This window comes from Streptomyces sp. NPDC058000, from assembly GCF_042886435.1.
GTDB lineage: Bacteria > Actinomycetota > Actinomycetes > Streptomycetales > Streptomycetaceae > Streptomyces.
Window position 1 is genome coordinate 26,890 of record NZ_JBHVQS010000064.1, and the last position, 20,569, is coordinate 47,458.

General features: G+C 71.6%; 13 protein-coding genes. All 13 read right to left on the minus strand.

Annotation, left to right across the window (positions count from 1 at the left end):
• Window positions 1-243: 243 nt before the first annotated feature.
• Entirely contained in the window at window positions 244-1,995 is a 1,752-nt protein-coding gene (locus tag ACFVT2_RS36840; RefSeq protein ID WP_390025294.1) for a 2-isopropylmalate synthase, read from the minus strand.
• Between the two features lie 100 nt (window positions 1,996-2,095).
• Window positions 2,096-3,622, minus strand: coding sequence for an amino acid adenylation domain-containing protein (locus tag ACFVT2_RS36845; protein WP_390025296.1), 1,527 nt, complete (start codon window positions 3,620-3,622; stop codon window positions 2,096-2,098).
• 44 nt (window positions 3,623-3,666) lie between these two features.
• On the minus strand, window positions 3,667-4,704 hold the full coding sequence (locus ACFVT2_RS36850) for a ketoacyl-ACP synthase III family protein (protein ID WP_390025298.1): 1,038 nt from the start codon (window positions 4,702-4,704) through the stop codon (window positions 3,667-3,669).
• Between the two features lie 49 nt (window positions 4,705-4,753).
• Window positions 4,754-7,147 (minus strand): amino acid adenylation domain-containing protein, encoded by a 2,394-nt coding sequence (locus tag ACFVT2_RS36855; RefSeq protein ID WP_390025300.1) that lies wholly within the window; start codon window positions 7,145-7,147, stop codon window positions 4,754-4,756.
• Entirely contained in the window at window positions 7,144-8,571 is a 1,428-nt protein-coding gene (gene glyA, locus ACFVT2_RS36860) for a serine hydroxymethyltransferase (RefSeq protein ID WP_390025302.1), read from the minus strand. Before glyA ends, ACFVT2_RS36855 begins: the two co-directional genes overlap by 4 nt.
• Window positions 8,568-9,257 carry a thioesterase II family protein gene (locus ACFVT2_RS36865; protein ID WP_390025304.1) on the minus strand — a complete coding sequence of 230 codons (690 nt, stop codon included), beginning with the start codon at window positions 9,255-9,257 and terminating at the stop codon, window positions 8,568-8,570. Before ACFVT2_RS36865 ends, glyA begins: the two co-directional genes overlap by 4 nt.
• Before the next feature lie 37 nt (window positions 9,258-9,294).
• Complete coding sequence (locus ACFVT2_RS36870; RefSeq protein ID WP_390025306.1) at window positions 9,295-10,548, minus strand: condensation domain-containing protein; 1,254 nt, start codon at window positions 10,546-10,548, stop codon at window positions 9,295-9,297.
• Complete coding sequence (locus tag ACFVT2_RS36875; protein WP_390025308.1) at window positions 10,548-11,399, minus strand: SDR family oxidoreductase; 852 nt, start codon at window positions 11,397-11,399, stop codon at window positions 10,548-10,550. The genes ACFVT2_RS36870 and ACFVT2_RS36875 overlap by 1 nt, the downstream gene beginning before the upstream one ends.
• Complete coding sequence (locus tag ACFVT2_RS36880) at window positions 11,392-12,669, minus strand: MFS transporter (RefSeq protein ID WP_390025310.1); 1,278 nt, start codon at window positions 12,667-12,669, stop codon at window positions 11,392-11,394. The genes ACFVT2_RS36875 and ACFVT2_RS36880 overlap by 8 nt, the downstream gene beginning before the upstream one ends.
• Window positions 12,666-15,734, minus strand: a complete 3,069-nt coding sequence (locus ACFVT2_RS36885) for a condensation domain-containing protein (RefSeq protein WP_390025312.1) — start codon at window positions 15,732-15,734, stop codon at window positions 12,666-12,668. Before ACFVT2_RS36885 ends, ACFVT2_RS36880 begins: the two co-directional genes overlap by 4 nt.
• Window positions 15,731-16,891 carry a MupA/Atu3671 family FMN-dependent luciferase-like monooxygenase gene (locus ACFVT2_RS36890; RefSeq protein WP_390025314.1) on the minus strand — a complete coding sequence of 387 codons (1,161 nt, stop codon included), beginning with the start codon at window positions 16,889-16,891 and terminating at the stop codon, window positions 15,731-15,733. The genes ACFVT2_RS36885 and ACFVT2_RS36890 overlap by 4 nt, the downstream gene beginning before the upstream one ends.
• Window positions 16,888-19,908: a beta-ketoacyl synthase N-terminal-like domain-containing protein gene (locus ACFVT2_RS36895; protein WP_390025316.1), complete on the minus strand. Its 3,021-nt coding sequence runs from the start codon at window positions 19,906-19,908 to the stop codon at window positions 16,888-16,890. The genes ACFVT2_RS36890 and ACFVT2_RS36895 overlap by 4 nt, the downstream gene beginning before the upstream one ends.
• Window positions 19,905-20,569: phosphopantetheine-binding protein (locus ACFVT2_RS36900; RefSeq protein WP_390025318.1), on the minus strand; the 665-nt coding region annotated here is incomplete at its 5' end. The genes ACFVT2_RS36895 and ACFVT2_RS36900, both read right to left, overlap by 4 nt.

A 20,569-nucleotide genomic window follows, 5' to 3' on the forward strand; every position in this document is an offset into this window, starting at 1 on the left:
CTGTTGCCCCCTGTGGCAGCTGGTACGCGCAGAGGCCGCCGAGGTTCCCGGACGAGAGCGCCACCGTCCGGCCCTCCAACTCCTGTGCTCTGCAACGCGGGGAACTGGCGGCACGCGCCCTCGCCCTGTACGAGACCGGCCAGTCGGCGGAGGCCGTCGCGGGCGCGCTGGGTGTCAACCCCAGCACCGTACTCCATCTCGTACGCGAGAACGGCGGGACGGTGTGCTCGCCCGGCCGGAGATCTACAGCGAGCGGTTGACCGCCGACAGCACGGCCTCCAAGGTCGCCGCCGTCGCGGACTCCCTCAGACCCACCCCCCAGACCTCCCCTCCGGACGTGGTCACTTCGGCGTACGAGGCCACCCCTGTGCCCGCGTTGCCCGCCACCGGGTGGTCGAGGCTCGTCCGGAGCCGCACCTCGTGGCCTGCGGAGGTGAGTGCGGCCGCGAAGGCGGCCCCTGCGTCCGGGCCACCTCCCTTGCAGCGGAGTTCCGTTCCGTCCTCATGGAGCAGGAGCGCTTCGACACGGACAGCGTCCGCGCCTTCGTCCGACAGCGTGAACTCCTTGAGCGCAAAGGGGGTTTGGCGGGACAGATATGCGGCGCGGAAGATCTCCCAGAGTTGCTCCGCGCTGAGCTCGGTCTCCTCAAGGTGCTCTTCGCCGTCTCCCTGGTCGGCGACGCCCTGCACCAGTTTGGCCAGTTCGACCTGGAGCGGGCGCGGGAGGCTCAGGCCGTAGTGGGCCTCGATGATGTACGAGACTCCGCCCTTGCCCGACTGGCTGTTGACGCGGATGACCGACTCGTAGGAGCGGCCCACGTCCTTGGGGTCGATGGGGAGGTAGGGGACGTTCCAGGGGATGTCCGCCGTCGCCGTGCCGCACCCCCGGGCGCGCTCGTCGAGTGCCGCGAGGCCCTTCTTGATGGCGTCTTGGTGGGTGCCGGAGAAGGCCGTGTAGACGAGGCCGCCTCCGTATGGGTGGCGGTGGTGTACGGGGAGTTGGTTACAGTCCTCGACCGTCTCGCGGATGGCGTCGATGTCGCCGAGGTCCAGTTGCGAGTCGATCCCTCTGCTGAAGAGGTTGAGCGCCAGGGTCACCAGGCACACGTTTCCCGTGCGCTCGCCGTTGCCGAAGAGCGTGCCCTCGATGCGGTCCGCCCCTGCAAGGAGGGCGAGTTCGGCAGAGGCGACGCCCGTGCCGCGGTCGTTGTGCGGGTGGACGGAGAGGATCAGGTTCTCGCGGTTGTCCAGGCGGCGGTGCATCCACTCGACCTGGTCCGCGAAGACGTTGGGTGAGTCGGCCTCCACCGTCGTCGGTAGATTGACCGTCACTGGGCGGTCGGGGCTCGCGGCCCAGATCGCCGTGACCTCGTTGCAGACATCGAGGACAAAGTCTGCTTCGGTGAGGTTGAAAGCCTCCGGGGAGTACTCGAAGCGGAGATGGGAGCCCGCCGCCTCGTCGGCTCGTCGCAGGACGTGTTCGGCCGCCGTGGTGGACAGGCTCCGTATCTCCGCCGGGGACATCTGGAAGACCACGTCGCGCCAGACGGGCGCCGTCGCGTTGCACAGGTGCACCATGGCTCGCTCCGCGCCCCGGATCGCCTCGAAGGTGCGGTCGATGAGTTCGGGCCGTGCCGGGGTGAAGACGGAGATCGTGACGTCGTCGGGGATGCGGTCTGCGGTGACCAGGTGGCGTACGAAGTCGAAGTCGGCCTGACTGGCCGAGGGGTAGCCGACCTCGATGTCCTTGAAACCCATGCGGACGAGGAGGTCGAACATGGCGTTCTTGCGCCGCATGCCCATGGGGTGGGCGAGCGCCTGGTTGCCGTCGCGCAGGTCCACGGAGGACCACAGCGGCGCGCAGTCGATGGTGCGGGCCGGCCACTGGCGGTCGGCGGGGTCCACGGCGAGGCGCGGTTCGGCGCGACGGTAGCGGGCGACGGGCATCGCGGAGGCGCGCTGCGGGTTCCACCAGGGCTGTTCCTGCGACGACATGGACATTCCTTCCTCAAAGGTCTTCCGGCTGTTCTCGCGCTCACCCAGCGAGGGTTCCGCTCACCCAGCGAGAGTTCCGCTCGCCCCGTGAGGGACCCGCTCAGCCCGCGAGCGCCTTGCGGTCGACCTTTCCGTTCGCGTTGAGCGGGAAGGCCTCTTGGTGGACGAAGCGGCCGGGGATCATGTAGACGGGGAACTGCTCCCGCAGGAAGGCGGTCAGCTCCGCCGCCGGGATCTCGGTTCCGGTGTAGAAGGCGACGAGCGTGCCGCCCAGGTCGCTCTCGCGGGCCACGGCCACGGCCTCGCGGATGTGCGGGTGGCGGGTGAGAGCGGCCTCGATCTCGCCGACCTCGATGCGGTGGCCGCGCACCTTGACCTGGTCGTCGACGCGGCCGAGGAAGACGAGGGAGCCGTCCTCGGTGCGGACGCGGTCGCCGGTGCGGTACCAGTGGCGTGCGGTGACGGGCTCATCTCCCGTGTGGACGCGGGCTGTTGTACCCGGTTCCCAGGTCAGGAAGCGGCCCGCGTCGCCCGCGGGGTCGAGATAGCCGTCGAAGCGCTGGTTGCCGCGCACGCACAGTTCACCGGGGTCGGCGGGGTGGCCGTCCTCGGAGAGGAGTACGTACTCCAGGTGCGGCAGGACCTGGCCGATGGGCATCGTGCCGTTAGAGCCGGGGCCGCGCAGCTCGCCCCGCTCGCCGAGGCGCTGGCCGGTGCAGATGATCGACACTTCAGTGGGGCCGTAGAGGTTGTGGAGTTCGGCGTGGGGCGCGGCCCCCGCCCACTGTTCGGCCTGCGCGGCGATGAGGCGCTCGCCGCCGAACACGAGCAGGCGCAGCGAGGGCATCGAGCCGGGGGCGAGCGCGCCGACGCGGGCCGCCATGTCGCCGACCGAGGGCACGCAGAACCAGTGCGTGATCTGCTTGTCGTTGACGAAGGCGGAGGCCCGTACGACGTCGTCGACGCGCGGCACCACGAGGGCGGCGCCGCAGCCCCAGGTCACGAAGAGCTCGTAGACCGCCACGTCAAAGGTGAGTTCGACATTCTGCGAGGTACGGTCCTCGGGGCCGAAGCCGTAACCCTTGATCATCCAGTTGATGAGGGGGACGACATTACGGTGCCGGATGGGCACGCCGCGCGGATGCCCGGTGGAGCCGGAGGTGTGCAGGATGTACGCGACGGAGTCCGCCGGGGCGGCGATCGGCTCAGCGCCCGGCCCGTCCGCTCCCAGCAGGGCTTCGGCGGTGAGCGGCATCAGCAACGCCCGGTGTTCCGTCGCCAGTTGGTCGAGCTGCTTGGTGCCCGCGCGATCCAGGACGATCAGGTCGACGTCGGCCGAGGTGGCGATCTCCAGGTTCCGGGCGGCCGGGAAGGTCGGGTTCATCGGGACGGCGGTCGCGCCGAGGCGCAGGGCGGCCACATAGGCGACGTACGTGGGCAGGCTGCGGGCGGCCAGGATGCCGACCCGGGCCGGGACGCTCCCGAGCTCCTCGGTCATGCGGGCGGCGAGGCGGGCGGCGGCGCCTTCCAGCCCGGCGTAGGTGAGCCGGTCGCCCTGGACCTCGAGGGCCGTGCGGTCGGGGTGGTGGGCCGCACTGTCCGCGAACAGCTCGTAGAGAGTGGTCATCTCGTGCTTCCTTAAGGGTGCAAGTAGGGCTGGGGCAGCGGGAGTTACGCGTCGCTCGGCTCCCACTCGGGTGCCTCGACAATCTCCAGGACGGCGCAGGCCCAGCTGAAGCCGATGCCGCTGCCCGCGAGGACGACCCGGTCTCCGGGGGCGAGCGCGCCGGTCTCGGCGAGGTGGTTCAGGCCGCCGAACTGGTCGCCCGCGCCCGCGTGCCCGATGCCGCTCCCCCACGCCCAGGTGGTGCGGTCCTCGTCGATGCCGAAGGTGTCCAGGTAGTCCCACTGGACCAGGGACTTGCCGACGTTGGGGAAGACGAACCGGGCAATGCCGTCGATGTCCGTGCCCGCGTCGCCAAGGGCTTCCTTGACCACGTTCTGCAGTCCCGCCGTGCAGCGCAGGGCGACCTCCGGCAGGCCGACGCGGTCCATGTACTCGCGCTTGCGCTCGCGCAGGTCGAGCGGCAGGCCCCCCGCGAAGGGAGCGTCGCTGAAGCCGTCGCCCCGGTACATCTCCTCCAAGCCCGGATCGGAGTCCATCGCAGTGGCGAGCACGCGGGCGAAGCCGCCGCGCCGGGAGAGGACGGCGGCCGATCCGCCGTCGCCGAGCACCATCCACTTGTCGCTGTTGTAGCGGTCGTAGACCGGCGGGCAGAACTTGTCGGCGGTGGTGACGAGCGCGGCGTCCTGCCCTTGGTGGGCGGACAGGTAGGAGAGGGCGAGGACGAGCCCGGCCAGGCCGCCGTTCGAGCCCTGCTTGATCTCCAGGGCGGGGGCCCGGCCGCCGGCGGTGCGCTCCTGGATGTAGGAGGCCGCGGTCCAGTGGTCCTGCCCCTGGTGGTGCAGGCTCGCGTGCAGGACAAGGCCAATGTCGTCGCCGGCGTGCCCGGATCGGGCCAGGGCCGGGCGGGCAGCGGACACAGCCAGATCTGCGGCGGACATCTCGCCCGCGATGCTGATGGACCGGTAGCCGTTCTTCTCGTGTTCCTGGGCGTCGTACCGGCCTTCGGCGACGGCCTGGGCGCAGTAGTCGCTCTGCGGGAAGCAGGAGCCGGTTCCGGCGATGTACATCTCGTTCCAGCGCATGGCCTTGCGGCCCCCTTTCACATACCTGGCATGGCCGCGAGGCCCGGGCCTACTTCACGACCTCTGCGGTGAGCCGCTCCATGTGGGCGGCGAGGTCCTTGAGTACGGGATGGCGGTAGAGGTCGGCCCACTTCAGCGGGGCACCGATCTTCGCGATGCTGCGGACCGCCTTCATCGAGTCGCCGCCGAGGGTGAAGAAGTCGGCGTCGCGGCGCACGCGTTCGATGCCGAGCGCCTCCTGCCACACGTCGGCGATCCGCTGCTCCCAGTGGCCGCGCGGGGCGTCGCCGTCGGCATCCTCCGCGCCGGGGCCCGGTGCGGGCAGGGCCTTGCGGTCCAGCTTTCCGTTGGCACTCAGCGGCAGGGCGTCGAGGACCATCATCGCGGCGGGGACCATGTACGCGGGCAGGGCCTCGGCCAGGTGGTCGCGGAGCGCCGAGGCGTCCTGTGCGGCGGGGTCGCGCAGCACGACGTAGCCGATCAGCTGCCGGTCCCCCACGGCGTCGGGGTGCGCGGCGACCACCGCATCCTTGACCTCGGGGTGGTCCCGCAGCAGCGACTCGACCTCGCCGAGCTCGATGCGCAGTCCGTTGACCTTCACCTGGAAGTCCATGCGGCCGAGCAGCTCGATCTGCCCGTCGGCGCGGTAGCGGGCCAAGTCGCCGGTGCGGTAGAGGCGTTCGCCGGTCACCGGGCCGTGGGACCAGGTGAGGAAGCGCTCGGCTGTGCGCTCGGGCTGGTTCAAGTAGCCCTGGGCCAGGCCGATTCCGGCGAGGTGCAGATCGCCGGGTACACCGACGGGAACGGGCTGGCCTGCGGGGTCGAGGATGTAGGTGCGCTGATTGGCCATCGGGCGCCCGTAGGGGATGCTCACCCAGGCCGGGTCGGTGCGGGTGACCTCGTAGATCGTCGAGTGGATCGAGGACTCGGTGGCCCCGCCGAGGGCGATGAAGCGGAGGTCGGGGGCGATGCGGCGGACACGGTCCGGCAGGGTCACCGGGATCCAGTCGCCGCCGAGCATCGCGAGCCGCAGCGCCGGCAAGGCCGAACCGGCCTGCTCCGCCTGGGAGACCAGGAGGTCGAGCAGCGCGGGAGCGGAGTTCCACACCGTGACGCCGTGCTCGGTGAGGAGTCCGACCCAGTGCGCCGGGTCCTTGATCCGCTCCCGGTCGGGAAGAACGACGGTGCCGCCCGCGAGGGTCATCCCCACCATCTCGTACACGGACATGTCGAAGCTGGGTGACGACAGCGCGAGAACCTTGTCGCCCGCGCCCACACCGAAGCGGGTGTTGAGATCGGCGAGGTTGTTGAGGACCCCGCGGTGGCGCAGCGCGATGGGCTTGGGGCGTCCGGTGGAGCCGGAGGTGAAGATGACGTAGCAGAGGTCGTCGGGGGTCACGGCGACGTCGGGGCACTGGGTGGGGCGGTCGGCGATGAGCGGCTCGTCCCGGTCGAGGAGCACCAGCGGCGTCTCCCTCGCGGCGCCGAGGTTGGCGCTCAGGTCGCCGCGGCTGACCATCGCCACGCATCCGGCGCCGTCCACCATGGTCGCGAGCCGCTGGGCGGGGTAGTCGGGGTCGAGCGGGACATAGGCGCCACCGGCCTTGAGGACGGCGAGCAGGGAGACCAGCAGGTCGGCGGAACGGTCGAGGCAGAGCCCGACGCGAGTGTCCGGGCCGACACCCACGTCGCGGAGGTGGTGGGCGAGTTGGTTGGCCATCGCGTCGACGCGGGCGAAGGTCCAGTGTTCGGTGCCGTGGAGGAGCGCGGTCGCCTCGGGGGTCCGGGCGGCGCGCTCTTCAAAGCGGTGGTGCAGACAGGTGTCGTACGAGAGGTCGGCGCCGGTGGCGTTCCAGTCAACGAGGATCTTCGTCTGCTCCGCGTCGGTGAGCAGCGGGAGCGTGCTCACTTCGCGGGAGGGGTCGGCGAGTGCGGCGTCCAGGAGGGTGGCGTAGTGGCCGAGGAGGTGCCGGGCCGTCTCCGCGTCGAAGAGGCCTTTGTCGTAGTGGAGTTCGGCGTCGAGACGGCCGGAGTCGCGGTGGACACGGAGCAGCAGTTCATGAGGCCCGCTGTCGCTGGCTCCGGTACCGAAGGCGACTGGTGAGGCTCCCTCAGCGGCAGCGCCACTCGCCTTGGTCAGAGTGGACAGGGAGTCCACCGCCTCGACGGTGACGCTCACCGATCGCCCGGGCGCGACGGACACCGCGAAGGACGTCTGTCCCGTGTAGCGGTGGCCGAGCGCCGCGAAGCAGGCGAGGAGCACGACGTCGTCCGTAACCCCCGAGGCGGCCGCGAAAGCATCGAGCGCGCCGGAGTCCGAGAGCCGCAGTCGCTCAACCGCCGTGAGGCCAGGGTCGGTTCGGCGGCGCGGGCGGTCGGTCGGCAGGAGCAGGGGACCGGGCACGCCGTCCTGGCTCGCGTCCTCGTTCGTGGTCCGGTTCAAGGCCTTGCTCCTGTCTCGTCGGCGGCGAAGGGCACAGCGGTACCGAAGGGCAGCGGGAAGCGGGCGCACAGCCGGGCCACTTCGCCGCGTACGTCTTCGCGGACCTGGGGGTCGAGTGCGTACGTGGTGTCGTCGAGCGGCGTCGTGGCGCCGAGGACGGTGTCGAGGAGGCGGGCGCAGTCGGCCATCTCAGCCGGGCCCATGCCGCGCTGGGCGAGGAGGTTGGTGCCCAGGCGCAGTCCGCCCGCGACCAGGGGCGGCTTGGTGTCGCCGGGGATGCGGTTGCGGTTGGCGAGGATGCCGCACTCCTCCAGGGCTCGTTCGGCGACCACGCCGGTCAGGCCCCGGTGCAGGACGTCGAGGAGCACCATGTGGTTGTCGGTGCCGCCGGTCAGGACGCGGTGGCTCGCGGCGGTGAAGGCGGCGGCGAGGACCTGGGCGTTCTCGACGATCCGCCGGGTGGTCTCCTTGAACTCCGGCTTGGTGACCAGGTCGAGGGCGCGCGCCTTGGCGGCGATCGCGGCCGGGTTCGGGGTGCCCTGGGAGCGCGGGAAGACCGCCTGCTGCATGAGCCGGGCCAGGGTGGTGCGGCCGTCGGGGGCGAGCGTGCGGTGCTCGCGGCCGATGAGGATCAGGCCGCCGCGCGGGCCGCCGAGCTGCTTGTAGGTGCTGGTGGTGGTGATGTGGGCGACGTCGATGGGGCTCGGGTGTTCGCCGGTGACGACCAGGCCCGCGATGTGGGAGATGTCGGCGAGCAGATACGCCCCGACCGAGTCCGCGATCTCCCGAAAGCGTACGAAGTCGATGGTCCTCGGGTAGGCGCTGGCCCCCGCGACGATGACGGCGGGGCGGTGTGCGCGGGCGAGTTCCGCCACGGACGCGTAGTCGATGAGCCCGTGCGCGTCCAAGCCGTAGTGCACGGACTGGAAGTGGCGTCCCGTCACCGAGGCGGGCGAGCCGTGCGTGAGGTGTCCACCCGCGTCCAGGTCGAGGCCGAGCAGCACGCCGCCCACCGGGATCAGACTGGAGAGCACGCTGAAGTTGGCCGAGGAGCACGAGTGCGGCTGGACGTTGGCGTACTGCGCAAGGAACGCCGCCTTGGCGCGCTCCACCGCGAGCCGCTCGACCCCGTCGAAGTGCACCGCGCCGGGGTGGTAGCGGGCGCCCGGGTATCCCTCCGCCGTCACGTTCGACAGGGCGGCGCCGCCCGCGGCGAGGACCGAGGGGTCGGCGGCGCTGGCCGAGGCGACCATGGCGAGGGTACCCGCCTGGTGGCCGACCTCCGCGTCCAGGAGGGCGGCGAGGGCGGGGTCAGTGCGGCTCAGGAGGTCCGCGCCGTGCCTCAACAGCCGTGCCTGGCCGGGCTCCTGGGCGCGCCTGGAAACCATGGCCTCTTCGTCCCGCCCGGAAACCGTCGGCGTCACAGCAACTCCTCGATGGTCTTCCACACCAGCGCCCAGTCGTCGGCGAGGTACATGTGGCCGCCGGGCATCTGCAGCTCCCGGAAGGCGGCCGAGGTGAACGCCGACCAGTCCCGCCACTCCGGCACCGGGACCATCACGTCGGCGTCGCCGCGGATCGCGGTGAGCGGGATGGGCAGCGGGGCCTGGCCGGCGGCGGGCTCGTAGTCGCTCAGGAGCTTGACGTCGGCGCGCAGCACGGGCAGCAACAGGGCGCGCAGATCAGGGTGGTTGAGTGACTCGATGTCCTGGCCCACCAAGTCGCGCAGGTCGGCGACGGCCTGCTCGTCGTCGTCCGCCGAGATGAGGCGGCGCTCGCGGTGCCGTGGGCTGACCGAGCCGCTGACGACGATCTGCTCGGGCAGCGGGCCGCCGTGCTCGATCAGTTGCTGGGTCGTCTCGTAGGCGAGGATCGAGCCGAAGCTGTGCCCGAAGAGGGAGTACGGCTCGGTGCCGACGGCCGCGCGGAGGCGTCCGGCGATGTCCTCGGCGGCCTCGGCGATCGTCGCGTAGAACGGTGCGCCGTACTCCTCCTCCCGGCCCGGAAGCTGGATCGGCACGGCCTGCAGCCGGGGTGTGGACATACCTCGCCAGGGCCGGTAGACGCCGGCGCCCGCACCCGCGTACGGCAGACAGATCAGCTTGGTCATTCGCGTGGTTCCTGGTTCCTTCAGTACGTGAGCGCGCTCAGTGCGTGGGCACGGTGGCGAGCCGCTCGAGGTGGCTGTCGAACGCGGCGATGAGATCGGGGAGTCGGCCGTCCCACGAGCCGTCCACGGGGGCCTGGACGAGGATGTCGAAGGCGCCCCCGTCGACCTCGTGCACCTGCATCTGCACCTCCGCTTGCGCGCCCACCGGCCGGACCGGCACCGTCCACAGCCGGGCACTCCCGGCCTGGTGGACGGTCCGCGTCCAGCTCTGGTAAGCGAACAGCGCCTGGAACAGCGGCATCCGGCGGCCCCGCCCGGTCCGGCACTCCGCCACGATCTGGTCGCAGGGCAGGTCCAGGTGGAGCACCGCGTCGACGACGGACTTCCAGACCTGGTCGGCCGCTTCGGGTTCGCCGAGGACGCGCATGCGGATGGGCACGGTGTTGAGCAGGCAGCCCACCTCGTGCTCCTGGTTCGGGCCCCGGGTGGCGATCGGGGTGCCGACGCAGAAGTCGGCGGCGGCTCCGGTGAGGTCGGCGAGGGCACGCCCGTAGGCGGTCAGCAACAACGCGTACGGCGTCTTGGCGCCCTCACGCGCCCGCTCCCGCAACTCCCCCGCCCGCCCCGCCGCACATGTGGTGCGGTGCTCGACGAGAGGGGCCCGTGCCAGGTCGCGCTGGCTCAACTCGGCGCCTTCGCCTGGCAGATCGGCGACGCCTGCGAGGGCGGTACGCCAGTGCGCGGCGAGCTCCTCGCGCTGGGCGGCGCCCAGGGGGGTGACGGCCGCACGGGGCCTTGGCGACAGCTCTGGGGCGGCACCCGTCAGGGACTGCCCATAGGCGTGGGCAAGGTCGGCGGTGAGGATTTCGTGGGAGAGGCCGTCGAAGGCGATGTGGTGCACCGCGATGTAGAGCATCGCGCCGTCCGCGTCCGGCGCCACGGCGGCCCAGTGCAGGACACCGGCGGCGAGATCGAAGCCGGTCTCGTCCAGCCGCGCCGCGACGGCGTCGAAGCCAGTGCCCTCCGCGAGCGGCACGGGCGTCCGCGCGGGCACCGGCTCAACGACCTTGCGTACGAGCTGCTGTCCTTCGAGGACGAACGCCGTGTGCAGCGCCTCGTGTCCGCGCACGACGGCATCCAGTGCCCGTGTGAGAGCCGGGAGATCGAGGGTGCCCTCGATGCGGATCTGCCCCAGGGCGATGTTCGCGGCCGACCCGCGGGCGACCTGCTCGCCGAACCAGAATTGCCTCTCGGAGGCCGAAGCAACGTGCACAATCTGGGAGTTGGCCATCAGCGCACCGTGTATCCCGCGTCGACGGTCACGGTGGAGCCCGTGACGTGGCGCGTGGCGTCGCAGGAGAGCCAGAGCGCGGCCTCGGCCACGTCGGCGGGGTCCACCAGGGTGTTCATGGGCTGCTGTTCGGTGAAGAGCGCCTCGTGCCCGGCGAGCGGGATGTCCAGGGCGCGGGCGACCTCGGAGAGCATGCGTCCCTCGGCGGCGGGTTCGTCGCGGATGTTGCCGGGGCACACGGCGTTCACGCGGACCTTGAAGGGCGCGTAGTCCAGCGCGGAGGCCCTGGTGAGGCCGATGAGGCCGTGCTTGGCGGCGACGTATCCCGCGAAGTTCCGGTAGCCGACGAGCCCGGCGGTGGACGCGATGTTCACGATGGATCCCGCACGGCGCTCGGTCAGGAGCGGCGCGAACAGCTTCGTCATCCGCCAGGCCCCGCTGAGGTCGATGTCGAGGAGCAGCTGCCACTCCTCCTCGCTGGTCTCGTGCACGGGGCGGCCCGAAGGGGCCACCACGCCCGCGTTGTTGACGAGCGCGTCGACCTGTCCGAAGCGGTCGACGGCCCGCTCCCGCACGACCGTCAGCGCGTCCAGATCCCGCACGTCGGCGGGGACGGTGAGGACCTCGACGCCGTGCTTGCGGCACTCCTCGGCCGTGTGGTGCAGCTGGCTCTCGCCGGCCAGCGGATAAGGCACCTCGGGGATGTCGGCGGGAACGTCCACCAGGACCAGGTCGGCGCCCTCGGCGGCGAAGGCGGTGGCACAGCTGCGGCCGACGCCACGCCCCGCGCCGGTGATGACGGCGACCTTGCCTTCGAGCCGTCCCGCCCTGTTCACGTCGGTCCTAGTCATGGGCGGGCTCCTTCTCCTTCTCCCCGGCCTCTGCTGCGGGGGCCGCGTCCATGTCGCGCAGGGCGCGGCTGCGCAGGGAAACGAGGATCAGTACGAAGTACGCCGTGCCGAAGCAGGCGAGCGCCCAGGTCAGGCCCGCGCCGTCGACGGCCCATCCGGCGGAGAGGATCCCGAGGGGGGCTGCCGCCATCGCGACGGCACCGGAGAGTCCGAATACCCGGCCGCGCAGCTCCTCGGGCACGCGCTCCAGCATCACGGTGCTCAGGACCGGGTTGAGGGGGCCTGCCGCGAGTCCGCTGGCGAAGGTGAGGGCGACCATGAGGACCAGACCCGGGTGCGCCACCATCAGCAGCCGGAGCGCGGCGATGACCGCGAAGCAGCCGAGCAGCGTGTAGCGGCGGCTGGCCAGGAAGCGGCGGCTGAGCGGCGGGTAGAGGAAGGTGCCCGCGATGGCCCCGACCCCGGAGGCGGCAAGGAGCCAGCCCAGGTATTCGCCGTTACCGAGGATCTCCTTGGCGTACACCGGCAGCATCAGCGGGGTGAAGGCGTCGTCGAGGAAGTTGGTGACGAAGACGAAAGCGGTCATCGCGCCGATCACCGGGATCGTCCTGACGACTGCCATGCCCTCGGTCAGCTGGCGTACGAATCCGAGCTTCTCGCCCGACGAGGCGGCCGGACGGGCGCGCGGCACGGCGAAGCCCACGAGGGCCGAGGCGATCAGGAACGTCGCCGAGTCGACGTACATGCCGACGACGGAACCCGACACCGCGACGAGGAGCCCGGCGAGCGGCGCGCCGACCACCAGGCCGAGGCGCGGGGCCGCCTGGAACCAGGAGTTGGCACTCGCCAGGCGGACGCCGGCCGTCTCGGCGAGCGGTTTGATCAGGCTCAGGCGGGCCGCCTGCGCGGGTGTCGCGACGACGGTCCGGCCGAAGAGCAGCGCCATCAGGAGGGGCAGCGGAAGGCCGATGGTCCGGTCGAGCAGCGGGACGAGGCCGATGAGGACTCCGGCGAACAGATCGGACAGGACGCTCATGCGCCGTCCGCCGATCCGGTCGATGAAGACCCCGCCGATCGCGCCCGCGAAGATCAGCGGCAGGGCGTTGGCGAATCCGGCGAGGCCGGTGGCGATCGAGCTGCCGGTGGCGCCGAGGACGTAGAGCGGGACGGTCACGATGGTGACCGCGTTGCCGAAGGCGGACAGATACTGCGCGATCAGCAGGACGGAGAGCGGCCCGCGCCGCCGGGACTCGGTGGGCGTGTCGTTCACGGCTGCTCCAGGCGTACGTCGCTGAGTTCGGCGAAGAGTTGATTCATCCGCTCCTCCGACACCCCGGTGATGCCGGGTACGTCGTCGGGCTCGCCGTGCGCCTGAAGGAGCGCCGTGAGGTCGGCGGCGGCGCGGGCCGCGGCCTCGCGGACGGTGGTCTCGGCGACGCGGGCCGGGTCGAAGAGCCAGCGGAAGACCGCCTCGCCTCCCCGGATCCCGAAGGCCACGTCCAGGTCCACGTCACGTCCCGCCCGCTCGTACGCGTCGGCGGCGAACTCGCCTCCGCCGGTGAACAGGCCTTCGCTCCCGTCGGCCGGATCGGCGAGGGCGCCAAGGTAGTTGACGACGACGCGCGGCGTGGGCAGCCCCTTGAAGCGGGCCCGGAGTTCGGTGTCGGCGGAGGCGCGCAGCAGGCCGTAGGCCTTGCCGCCGTCGGGGATGTGGCACAGAGCGGTGTCGACAGCCACGAGGTCGTCCTGGGCTGTGCCGCCGGTGAGCGGCAGGTGCAGGGGGTAGGGGCAGGAGTAGTAGCCGACGGCGCGGGTGGGGTCCCAGGTCCGCAGCGCGGCCAGCGGCTCACGGCCGAGTCCGATTGTGGAGACCACGACCTCTTCGGTGTGCGGACGCAGGGCCCGGGCGACGGCGGTGAACGCCTCAGCCTGGAGCGATCCGTGCTGTCCGGCGAGCGGCACGCTGACCTCGAACTGCCGTACTCCTTCGGCCACTTCGGGCATGCCCCAGTCCAGGGGACGGACGGCGGCGAGGTGCCCGATCCAGAAATCGGCCTGCGCGGCGGGGTCGACGGCATGCAGCGCGGCGGCGTACTCCAGCGCTCCGGCCGGTTCGGCGATGAGGGCCCGGTCGCGGTAGGCGCGGGCCAGGTCGGCGACGACGATGCCCCAGGACATGCCGTCGATCACCAGGTGGTTGGCGCTGATGACGACCTGGTCCGGAGCGCTTTCGACGCCCTGGTCCAGGGTGCTTGCGCCCGGGATCAGACTGACGGCGAAGAGCGCCCCGCTCTCCGCGTCGAACGCCGCGCGCTGGGCGGCCGCGACCTGACGGGACTCACTCCCCGAGGCCTCGGTGCTCCACGACCAGCGGCTGCCGACGCGGGCACGGAGCCCCTCGGGGCTCGTGCGGAACTCCGTGGACAGTCCGGGGTGGGCGGCGACCACCGCCTTGACGGCGGCTTCCAACCGGGCGGCGTCCAAAGGCTCCTCGGCCTTCAGGACGAAGGTGTGCGCGAAGGACTCGACCCGGTCGAGCCCAGCCTGGTACAAGAGCTGCTGCTCGGGACCGAGCGGGCCGAGCGGCAACGCTCCGTCCTCGCCCGCCACTTGGCGGTCCCGGGTGAGCAGCACCTGGGCGAGCGCGCCGAGCGTGGGGTTGCTGAAGACGTCCCGGAGCGTGAGCGTGAACCCCTCGGCCTTGAGCAGGTGCGTCAGGCGCACGGCGAGCAGGGAGGTCCCGCCCACCTCGAAGAACACATCCCCGGGGCCGGCTTCGGACACACCGAGGGCCTCGCGCCAGGCCCGCTCGACGCGGTCGAGGCCCTCGACGGGCGCGCTGCCGTGCTCGGCGGGTGCGGACAGGACCGACGCCACGGGCGAGACTGGAGGCACGGACCGGGTGCGCAGCGGCGTGTCGGGCGAGGTCGCGAAGAGCTCCACGAGCTGGAGCAGGCGGCGCGCCATACGCTCGATGGTGGACGGCAGGAAGAGGGCGGTGCGGTACTCAATGCGCCCGTACATGAGGCCGTTGACCTGCCACCACGCTACGGTCATGTCCATCGAGGAGATGCCCTCGGGCACGGCGTTGGCGTAGACGTCGGCGCCGGGCACCTTGAACAGGACCGAGTCGCCGAGGTTGAGCTGGACCAGCATCGTCTGCAGCAGTGGGTACTGAGTCACCGCGCGGTTCGGCGCGACCGCCTCGACGATCTCGCCGAACGGCACCTCGCGGTGGTCGGCAACCGCCATGGAGCCCTCGACCGTGGCGGCGAGTATCTGGGCGGGCGTGGGGTTCTCCGGTAGGCGCACGCGGATCGGCACATTGGTGAGCAGGAAGCCGATGAGGTCCTGGACTGCGTCCTCGCCCCTGGTGACGCTCGGCACACCGACGATGATGTCGCGGGCGCCGGTCTCCTCGTGCAGGAGCGCGACGTACGCGGCGGTCATCGCGGTGGCCATGGTGGTGCGCGCCTCGCCCGCACGGGCGGTGAAGGCGGCGGCCACGTCCTCGTTCAGGATGAAGTTGTACTGCTCGCCCGCGTGGTCAGAGGTGTCGGGCGTGGCGTCGTAGGGCAGCGGAAGACGCATGGGGGCACCGTCGAGATACGTACGCCAGAAGGCGCGGTGCTCCTCACCCTTCGGGCTGGCGAAGTAGTCGCGCTGCCACTGAGCATAGTCGCCGAACTGGACCGGGAGGTCCGGGACTTCAGGGTCGGCGCCTTCGAGGTAGGCGCGGTAGTGCCCGATCAGCTCGTGGTTGAGGCGGACATAGGACCACTGGTCGGTGAACGAGTGGGGCATCGTCTGGACCACTTGGTGGTCGCCGTCCGCGACGCGACCGACCGCGAGCCTGAGCACGGGGTCGTCGCGCAGGTCGAAGGGGCGGCGCACCTGCTCGGCGACGAACGCGGCCCGGCGCTCCTCGACGTGCTCGTGGTCGGCGGGTCCTTCGGAGACGTCGGTGAAGGTGACGTCGGCGCCCCGGTCCTCGTGGACCTTGAGGTAGGGCTTTCCGTCCTCGGTCTCAACGCCGGAGCGCAGCAGCTCGTGGCGGCGGGCCACGGCGTGTGCGGCCCGGGTGAAGACATCCAGGTCGAAGGCGCCGTGGAAGCGGAGGCCGAAGCCGAGGGTGTAGGTGGTGGTGCCGGGGTCCAACTGGTCGAGGATCCAGAGGCGTTCCTGGTCCATGCCGAGCGGGAAGCGGTCGCGGGGTCCTGGCCGGGTGCGCAGCGGCGGGCCCGACCGGGCGGCGACGAGGCGGGCGGCGAGGGCGGCGCGCTGGGCGGGGTCGAGGCGGGCCAAGCGGGCGGCGGCCGAGCGGTCGGGGGTCATATGCGCGCTCCTTGCGGGGCTTCGGCGCCGTCCTGGTCCTTGGAGTCGGAGAGGGCGAGCAACTGGGGCAGAGCTGCCACGACATCGGCGGCGGGCAGGCCGAAGTCGATGAGGTGGCCGACCTCGTCGACGCCCGCCTCGCGCAGTTCGGCGAGGACGGCCCGGGCCTTGGCCGGTGTGCCAAGGAGCGAGGGCCCGTGCAGGAAGTCGAGGTAGGCGCTCTCCAGGAGGACCTCCTCGTCCTGGTCTGCGGCCGTGGTCTGGCTGCGGAAGGACCGGAGGTAGGAGTGCATCGCGGGCCGCAGGAACTCTTCGAGGTCCGGGCGTTCGCTGACGTGCGCGTGGACCATGACGACCACGTCACCGTCGCCCGCGTGGCCTGCCTCGCGCCAGGCGGCGCGGTAGCGGGCGATGTTCTCGCGCAGCCCCTTGAGCGTCTGGCCAAGGAGGGCAGTCATGATGCCGTAGCCCGCGCGGCCTGCGGATTCGAAGGTCGCCGGGTTGCCCGCGGCGGTGAGCCAGACCGGCAACTCGGCTTGGACCGGCCGGGGTTGGGTCCGCACCTCAGCCTCGCCGCCCGCCGTGGTGGGGTAGCGCACGGCCTCGCCGCGCCAGTGGGCGCGGACCTGCTCCATCGTGCGGGCGGTCACCTCACGCCGGCCGGCGAAGTCCTCCCGGGCGAGGATGAAGTCGTCCGGGTGCCAGCCGCTGGCGAAGGAGATGCCGACCCGGCCGCCGGACAGGTTGTCCACCAGGGCCCAGTCCTCGCTGATCCGGGCCGGGTGCTGGAGCGGTGCGGCCACGCTGCCCGCGCGGATGCCCAGGCGGGTGGTGGTGGCGGCCACGGCGGCGCCGAGGACGGCCGGGTTCGGTGAGAATCCGCCGAAGTCCACGAAGTGCCGTTCCGGGAGCCAGATGGCGTGGAGTCCGGCCCGGTCCGCGAGGGCGGCGGCCTGAAGCACCAGCGGGTAGTAGTCGCGGGCCTCGTGGGCGTCGGCACTTGCGAAGAAGTACAGGCTCTGCCGGTCTGGAAGCAGGGCCGGGCCGGCCACGGCCGCGGGGGCCGCCGCGCGCGCGTCACGGCGGCGCAGGTTCTCGTTCAGGCGCTTGCGCTGCTCGGGCGTGAGCGCCTGCAGGCGCTGGGACAACTCGGTCATGCCTCTCCCTCCAGGGCGCCGCCGCCGTTCTCGATCTCCTCGAGCAGCCGGAGCAGTTCGTCGTCGTCACGCTCGGCGACCAGCGCATCGGCGCGCGCCGCGAAATCGCCGAGTGACGAGTTCTCGTACAGATCCTGGAGCCGCATGTTCAGGAGCAGTTCGTTGTTGACGACCGTGATGAGCTGGGCTGCCTGCAGTGACGTCCCGCCGAGCGAGAAGAAGTTGTCCTCGGGACGGAGGGGGGCGCCGCCGAAGGCGCTCTGCCAGAGGGAGGCGATGACGGCGGCGGTGCCGTCGCTCTCACCGTCTGCCGGGGCTGATTCGGGCCCGTCTTCGGCTTGCGGCGGGAGCTCGACCGTCTCTTGTACGTTGCCTGCGGACGCCCGGCGCTCAGGCGTGGGTACCGCGTCCACCCAGTGCTTGGTGTCGGCGAAGGGATAGGCGGGCAGCCGGACCGTGCGGCCGGGGTGCGGGATGTCGAGATCCGGTGCGCAACCGGCCGTCCACAGCTGTGCGAAGGCGTCCTGCACCGCCAGCGGCTCGTCGCCTTCCTTGGTTCCGAAGAGGTCGGTGATCAGTGGGGAATGGCCCTGCCGTCGCGCCTCCTGCCGGGCGAGGTTGGTCATCGTCTTGCCGCGGTGGAGGCCGAGTACGACCTCGGGTACCGCGTTCAGGAGGCTTTGCAGCGCGTCGTCGAGGCGCACGGTGGAGCGCAGTTGCCGCGCCCAGTAGCCGGGGTCGGTGGCCTGCTCGGCGGTCAGGGGCGCGCCGGTGAGGTTGGAGAGGATGGTCAGGTCCTGCGACGGCGTACGCAGCGTGAACTGTCCCAGGAACCGGGCGAATTCATCCGCCGCCTCCGTCATCGTCCGGGAGTGGAATGCCCGGCTGGTGGCGAGGCGGGTCACGGCGATACCCCGGTCACGGCACCGGTGCTCCAGCTCGCTCACGGCGTCGGGAGCGCCGCCGAGGACGGTGTTGTCGGGCGCGTTGAGTCCACACACGTCCACCGGGAGGCCTTCGGCGAGTCCGAGAGCGGTGCTCTCGTCCGCGCGCACGGCCGTCATCGCGCCCTGTGGGGCGCCCGCCATCAGCCTGCCGCGCTCGACGACGGCGGCGGCGGCCTCGCCGACGGTGAAGACTCCGGCGTGGGTCGCGGCCGTCAACTCGCCGATGCTGTGCCCGAGAAGGAGCACGGGCCTGATGCCACGGCGCTCCAGGAGCCGCAGCGCCGCCGTGCCCAGAACGAACAGCACGGGCTGGACGACGGCGGTGTCCGCCAAGCGCGGGTCGTCGGCGGCCCACTCCCCGAAGGTGCTCAGATCGGGGCCACCGGCGGCGGCCACCTTCGCGGTCAGTGTGCCGATATCCGCGCGGAATGCGTCGTCCACGGCCGCGTACGAGGTTCCGACTCCGGCCAGGGACACGCCTTGGCCCGGCAGCAGGGCGGCCACGGTCGGCTGGGCGACGACGCCCTGGGTCCGGCCGCCCCCTCCAGCTAGCGTGGTCAGCTCGTCGCTCAGTCGCTCGCGGGCCGCGGTCTCGTCGGCGGGCAGGGCGGCCGCCCAGCGCCGGCCGAGGGGGCGCCGGTTGTGCTTCAGGGTCCCGAGGATGTCGGTGAGCGGGGTGTCCGTGCCCGGGCCCTGGAGCCAGTGGGCGAGTGAACGGGCCCTGTCCCGAAGCGCATTGTCGGTCGCGGCGGAGAGGACGGCGGTGCCGAGGTTCCGTACAACAGGCGGCTCCTCCGGCTGCGGCGTGCGCGCGGGTGCCACGATGACGTGGGCGTTCGTACCGCCAAGGCCGAAGGAGCTCACCGCCGCGTGCTGGGGAAGCTCGTCACCCCAGGGCTCGGCCTTGCGCGGGATGAAGAAGCGGGGCGAGCCGAGCGCCACATCGGGGCCGTCGCCCGACTGCGCCGGGGTCGGCGGCACGGTGCGCTCCCGCACCGCGAGCACCGTCTTGATGAGGCCGACCACACCGGCCGCCGTGTCGCAGTGGCCGATGTTCGGCTTCACCGCGCCGAGCGCGCACGGGGCTTGGCCGTACTCGGCGCCGTACGCCTCGGCGAGGGCGGCGAGTTCGATCTGGTCGCCGAGGACGGTGCCGGTGCCGTGGGTCTCGATGTAGCCCACGTCGGCGGCCGAGAGTCCCGCCGATTCGAGCGCCTCGCGGATAACGTCCGCCTGGCCACGGGGACTTGGGGACACCAGGCTCATGCGGTCGGCGCCGTCGTTGTTGACCGCGCTGCCGACGATGTGCGCGTGGACACCGCTCGCACCGTGCTCATCGAGGTCGGCCGCGCGGCGCAGCACCACGACTCCGGCACCGCTCGCCGGCACGGTGCCCAGGCTTCCCTCGGTGAAGGCGCGGCAGCGGCCATCCGGGGAGACGATGCCGCCCTCGGTGAACTCGTATGTCGGCTGCTCCACCGGGTGGATCGTGACGCCGCCCGCCACCGCGATGTCGCACTCGTAGGTGAGCAGGCTCCGCACGGCCTGGTGCACCGCGACCAGCGACGTCGAGCAGGCGGTCTGCACGGTCATGCTCGGCCCGGTCAGGCCGAGCCGGTAGGAGACAGCGGTGGCGAGGAAGTCACGGGAGTTGCCGAGCTGGATCTGCTCCTGCCCCTGCACCCGCACCAGCTGCTCGTCCCCGAGCACATTCGCGTGCAGATACGCGTCCGGGCCGCACCCGGCGAACACACCCACCCGGCCAGTGCTGGCCCCCGGGTCAATCCCGGCATCCTCGAGAGCCTGCCACACCAGCTCGGTGAGGACCCGGTGCTGCGGGTCCGTCACCGCGGCCTGGGCCGGGGACATGCCGAACAGCTCCGCGTCGAACTCGGCGAACCGGTCGATCTGGCCTGCGAGGAGAGGGCCGCCGGCCTCCCCCACAGACCGCGCCGCGGGCAGGCTGACCTGGCCGTCGGCGAGGCCCGACCAGAAGGTCTCCGGGTCCGCGGCGCCCGGCACCCGCAGGGCAAGGCCCACGACCGCCACCGCGTTGTCCACGTCGGTCATGCCGATTTTCCTCCAGGCTTGCTTGCGTTCTGAACCGCGCCGCCACGGGACTCGATGGCCTCCGCCAGGCGGCGCGGGGTGGAGTGACGGAAGATGTCCCGCAGTCGCACTTCGGGGAAGCCGCTCTTGCGGAGCGCCGCGTTGAGCTGGACGGCCAGCAGGGAGTTTCCGCCGAGGTCGAAGAAGTTGTCGTCGGGACCGACGGGGACACCGATGACCTGCTGCCAGATGGCGGCGAGGGCGACCGGGCAGGTGTCTTCGCCCCCGGGTTCCGGGTCGGGGGATGCATCGGCATCGGCATCGGCATCGGCATCGGCATCGGCATCGGCAGGGAACGGTATGACGGGATCCGGAAGCCGGACGGCATCGAGCTTGCCGTTCGGGGTGAGGGGGAGCTCGGGCACGGCGGTGAGGGTCGCCGGGACCAGATACGCGGGCAGCCGCTGAGCCAACACCTGCCGGATGTTCGGGAGTTCCTCGGGGTCCGCGACGACTACGTACGCATCCACCCGCGCGGTGGCGGGCCCATCTGGCGTCCGGACGAGCGCAGCCGCCGCGCTGACGCGCGAGTCTTCGAGGAGGGTGGTGCGGATTTCGCCGAGTTCGATGCGGTGGCCGCGGATTTTGACCTGGTCATCCAGGCGGCCGAGGTGTTCGAGGA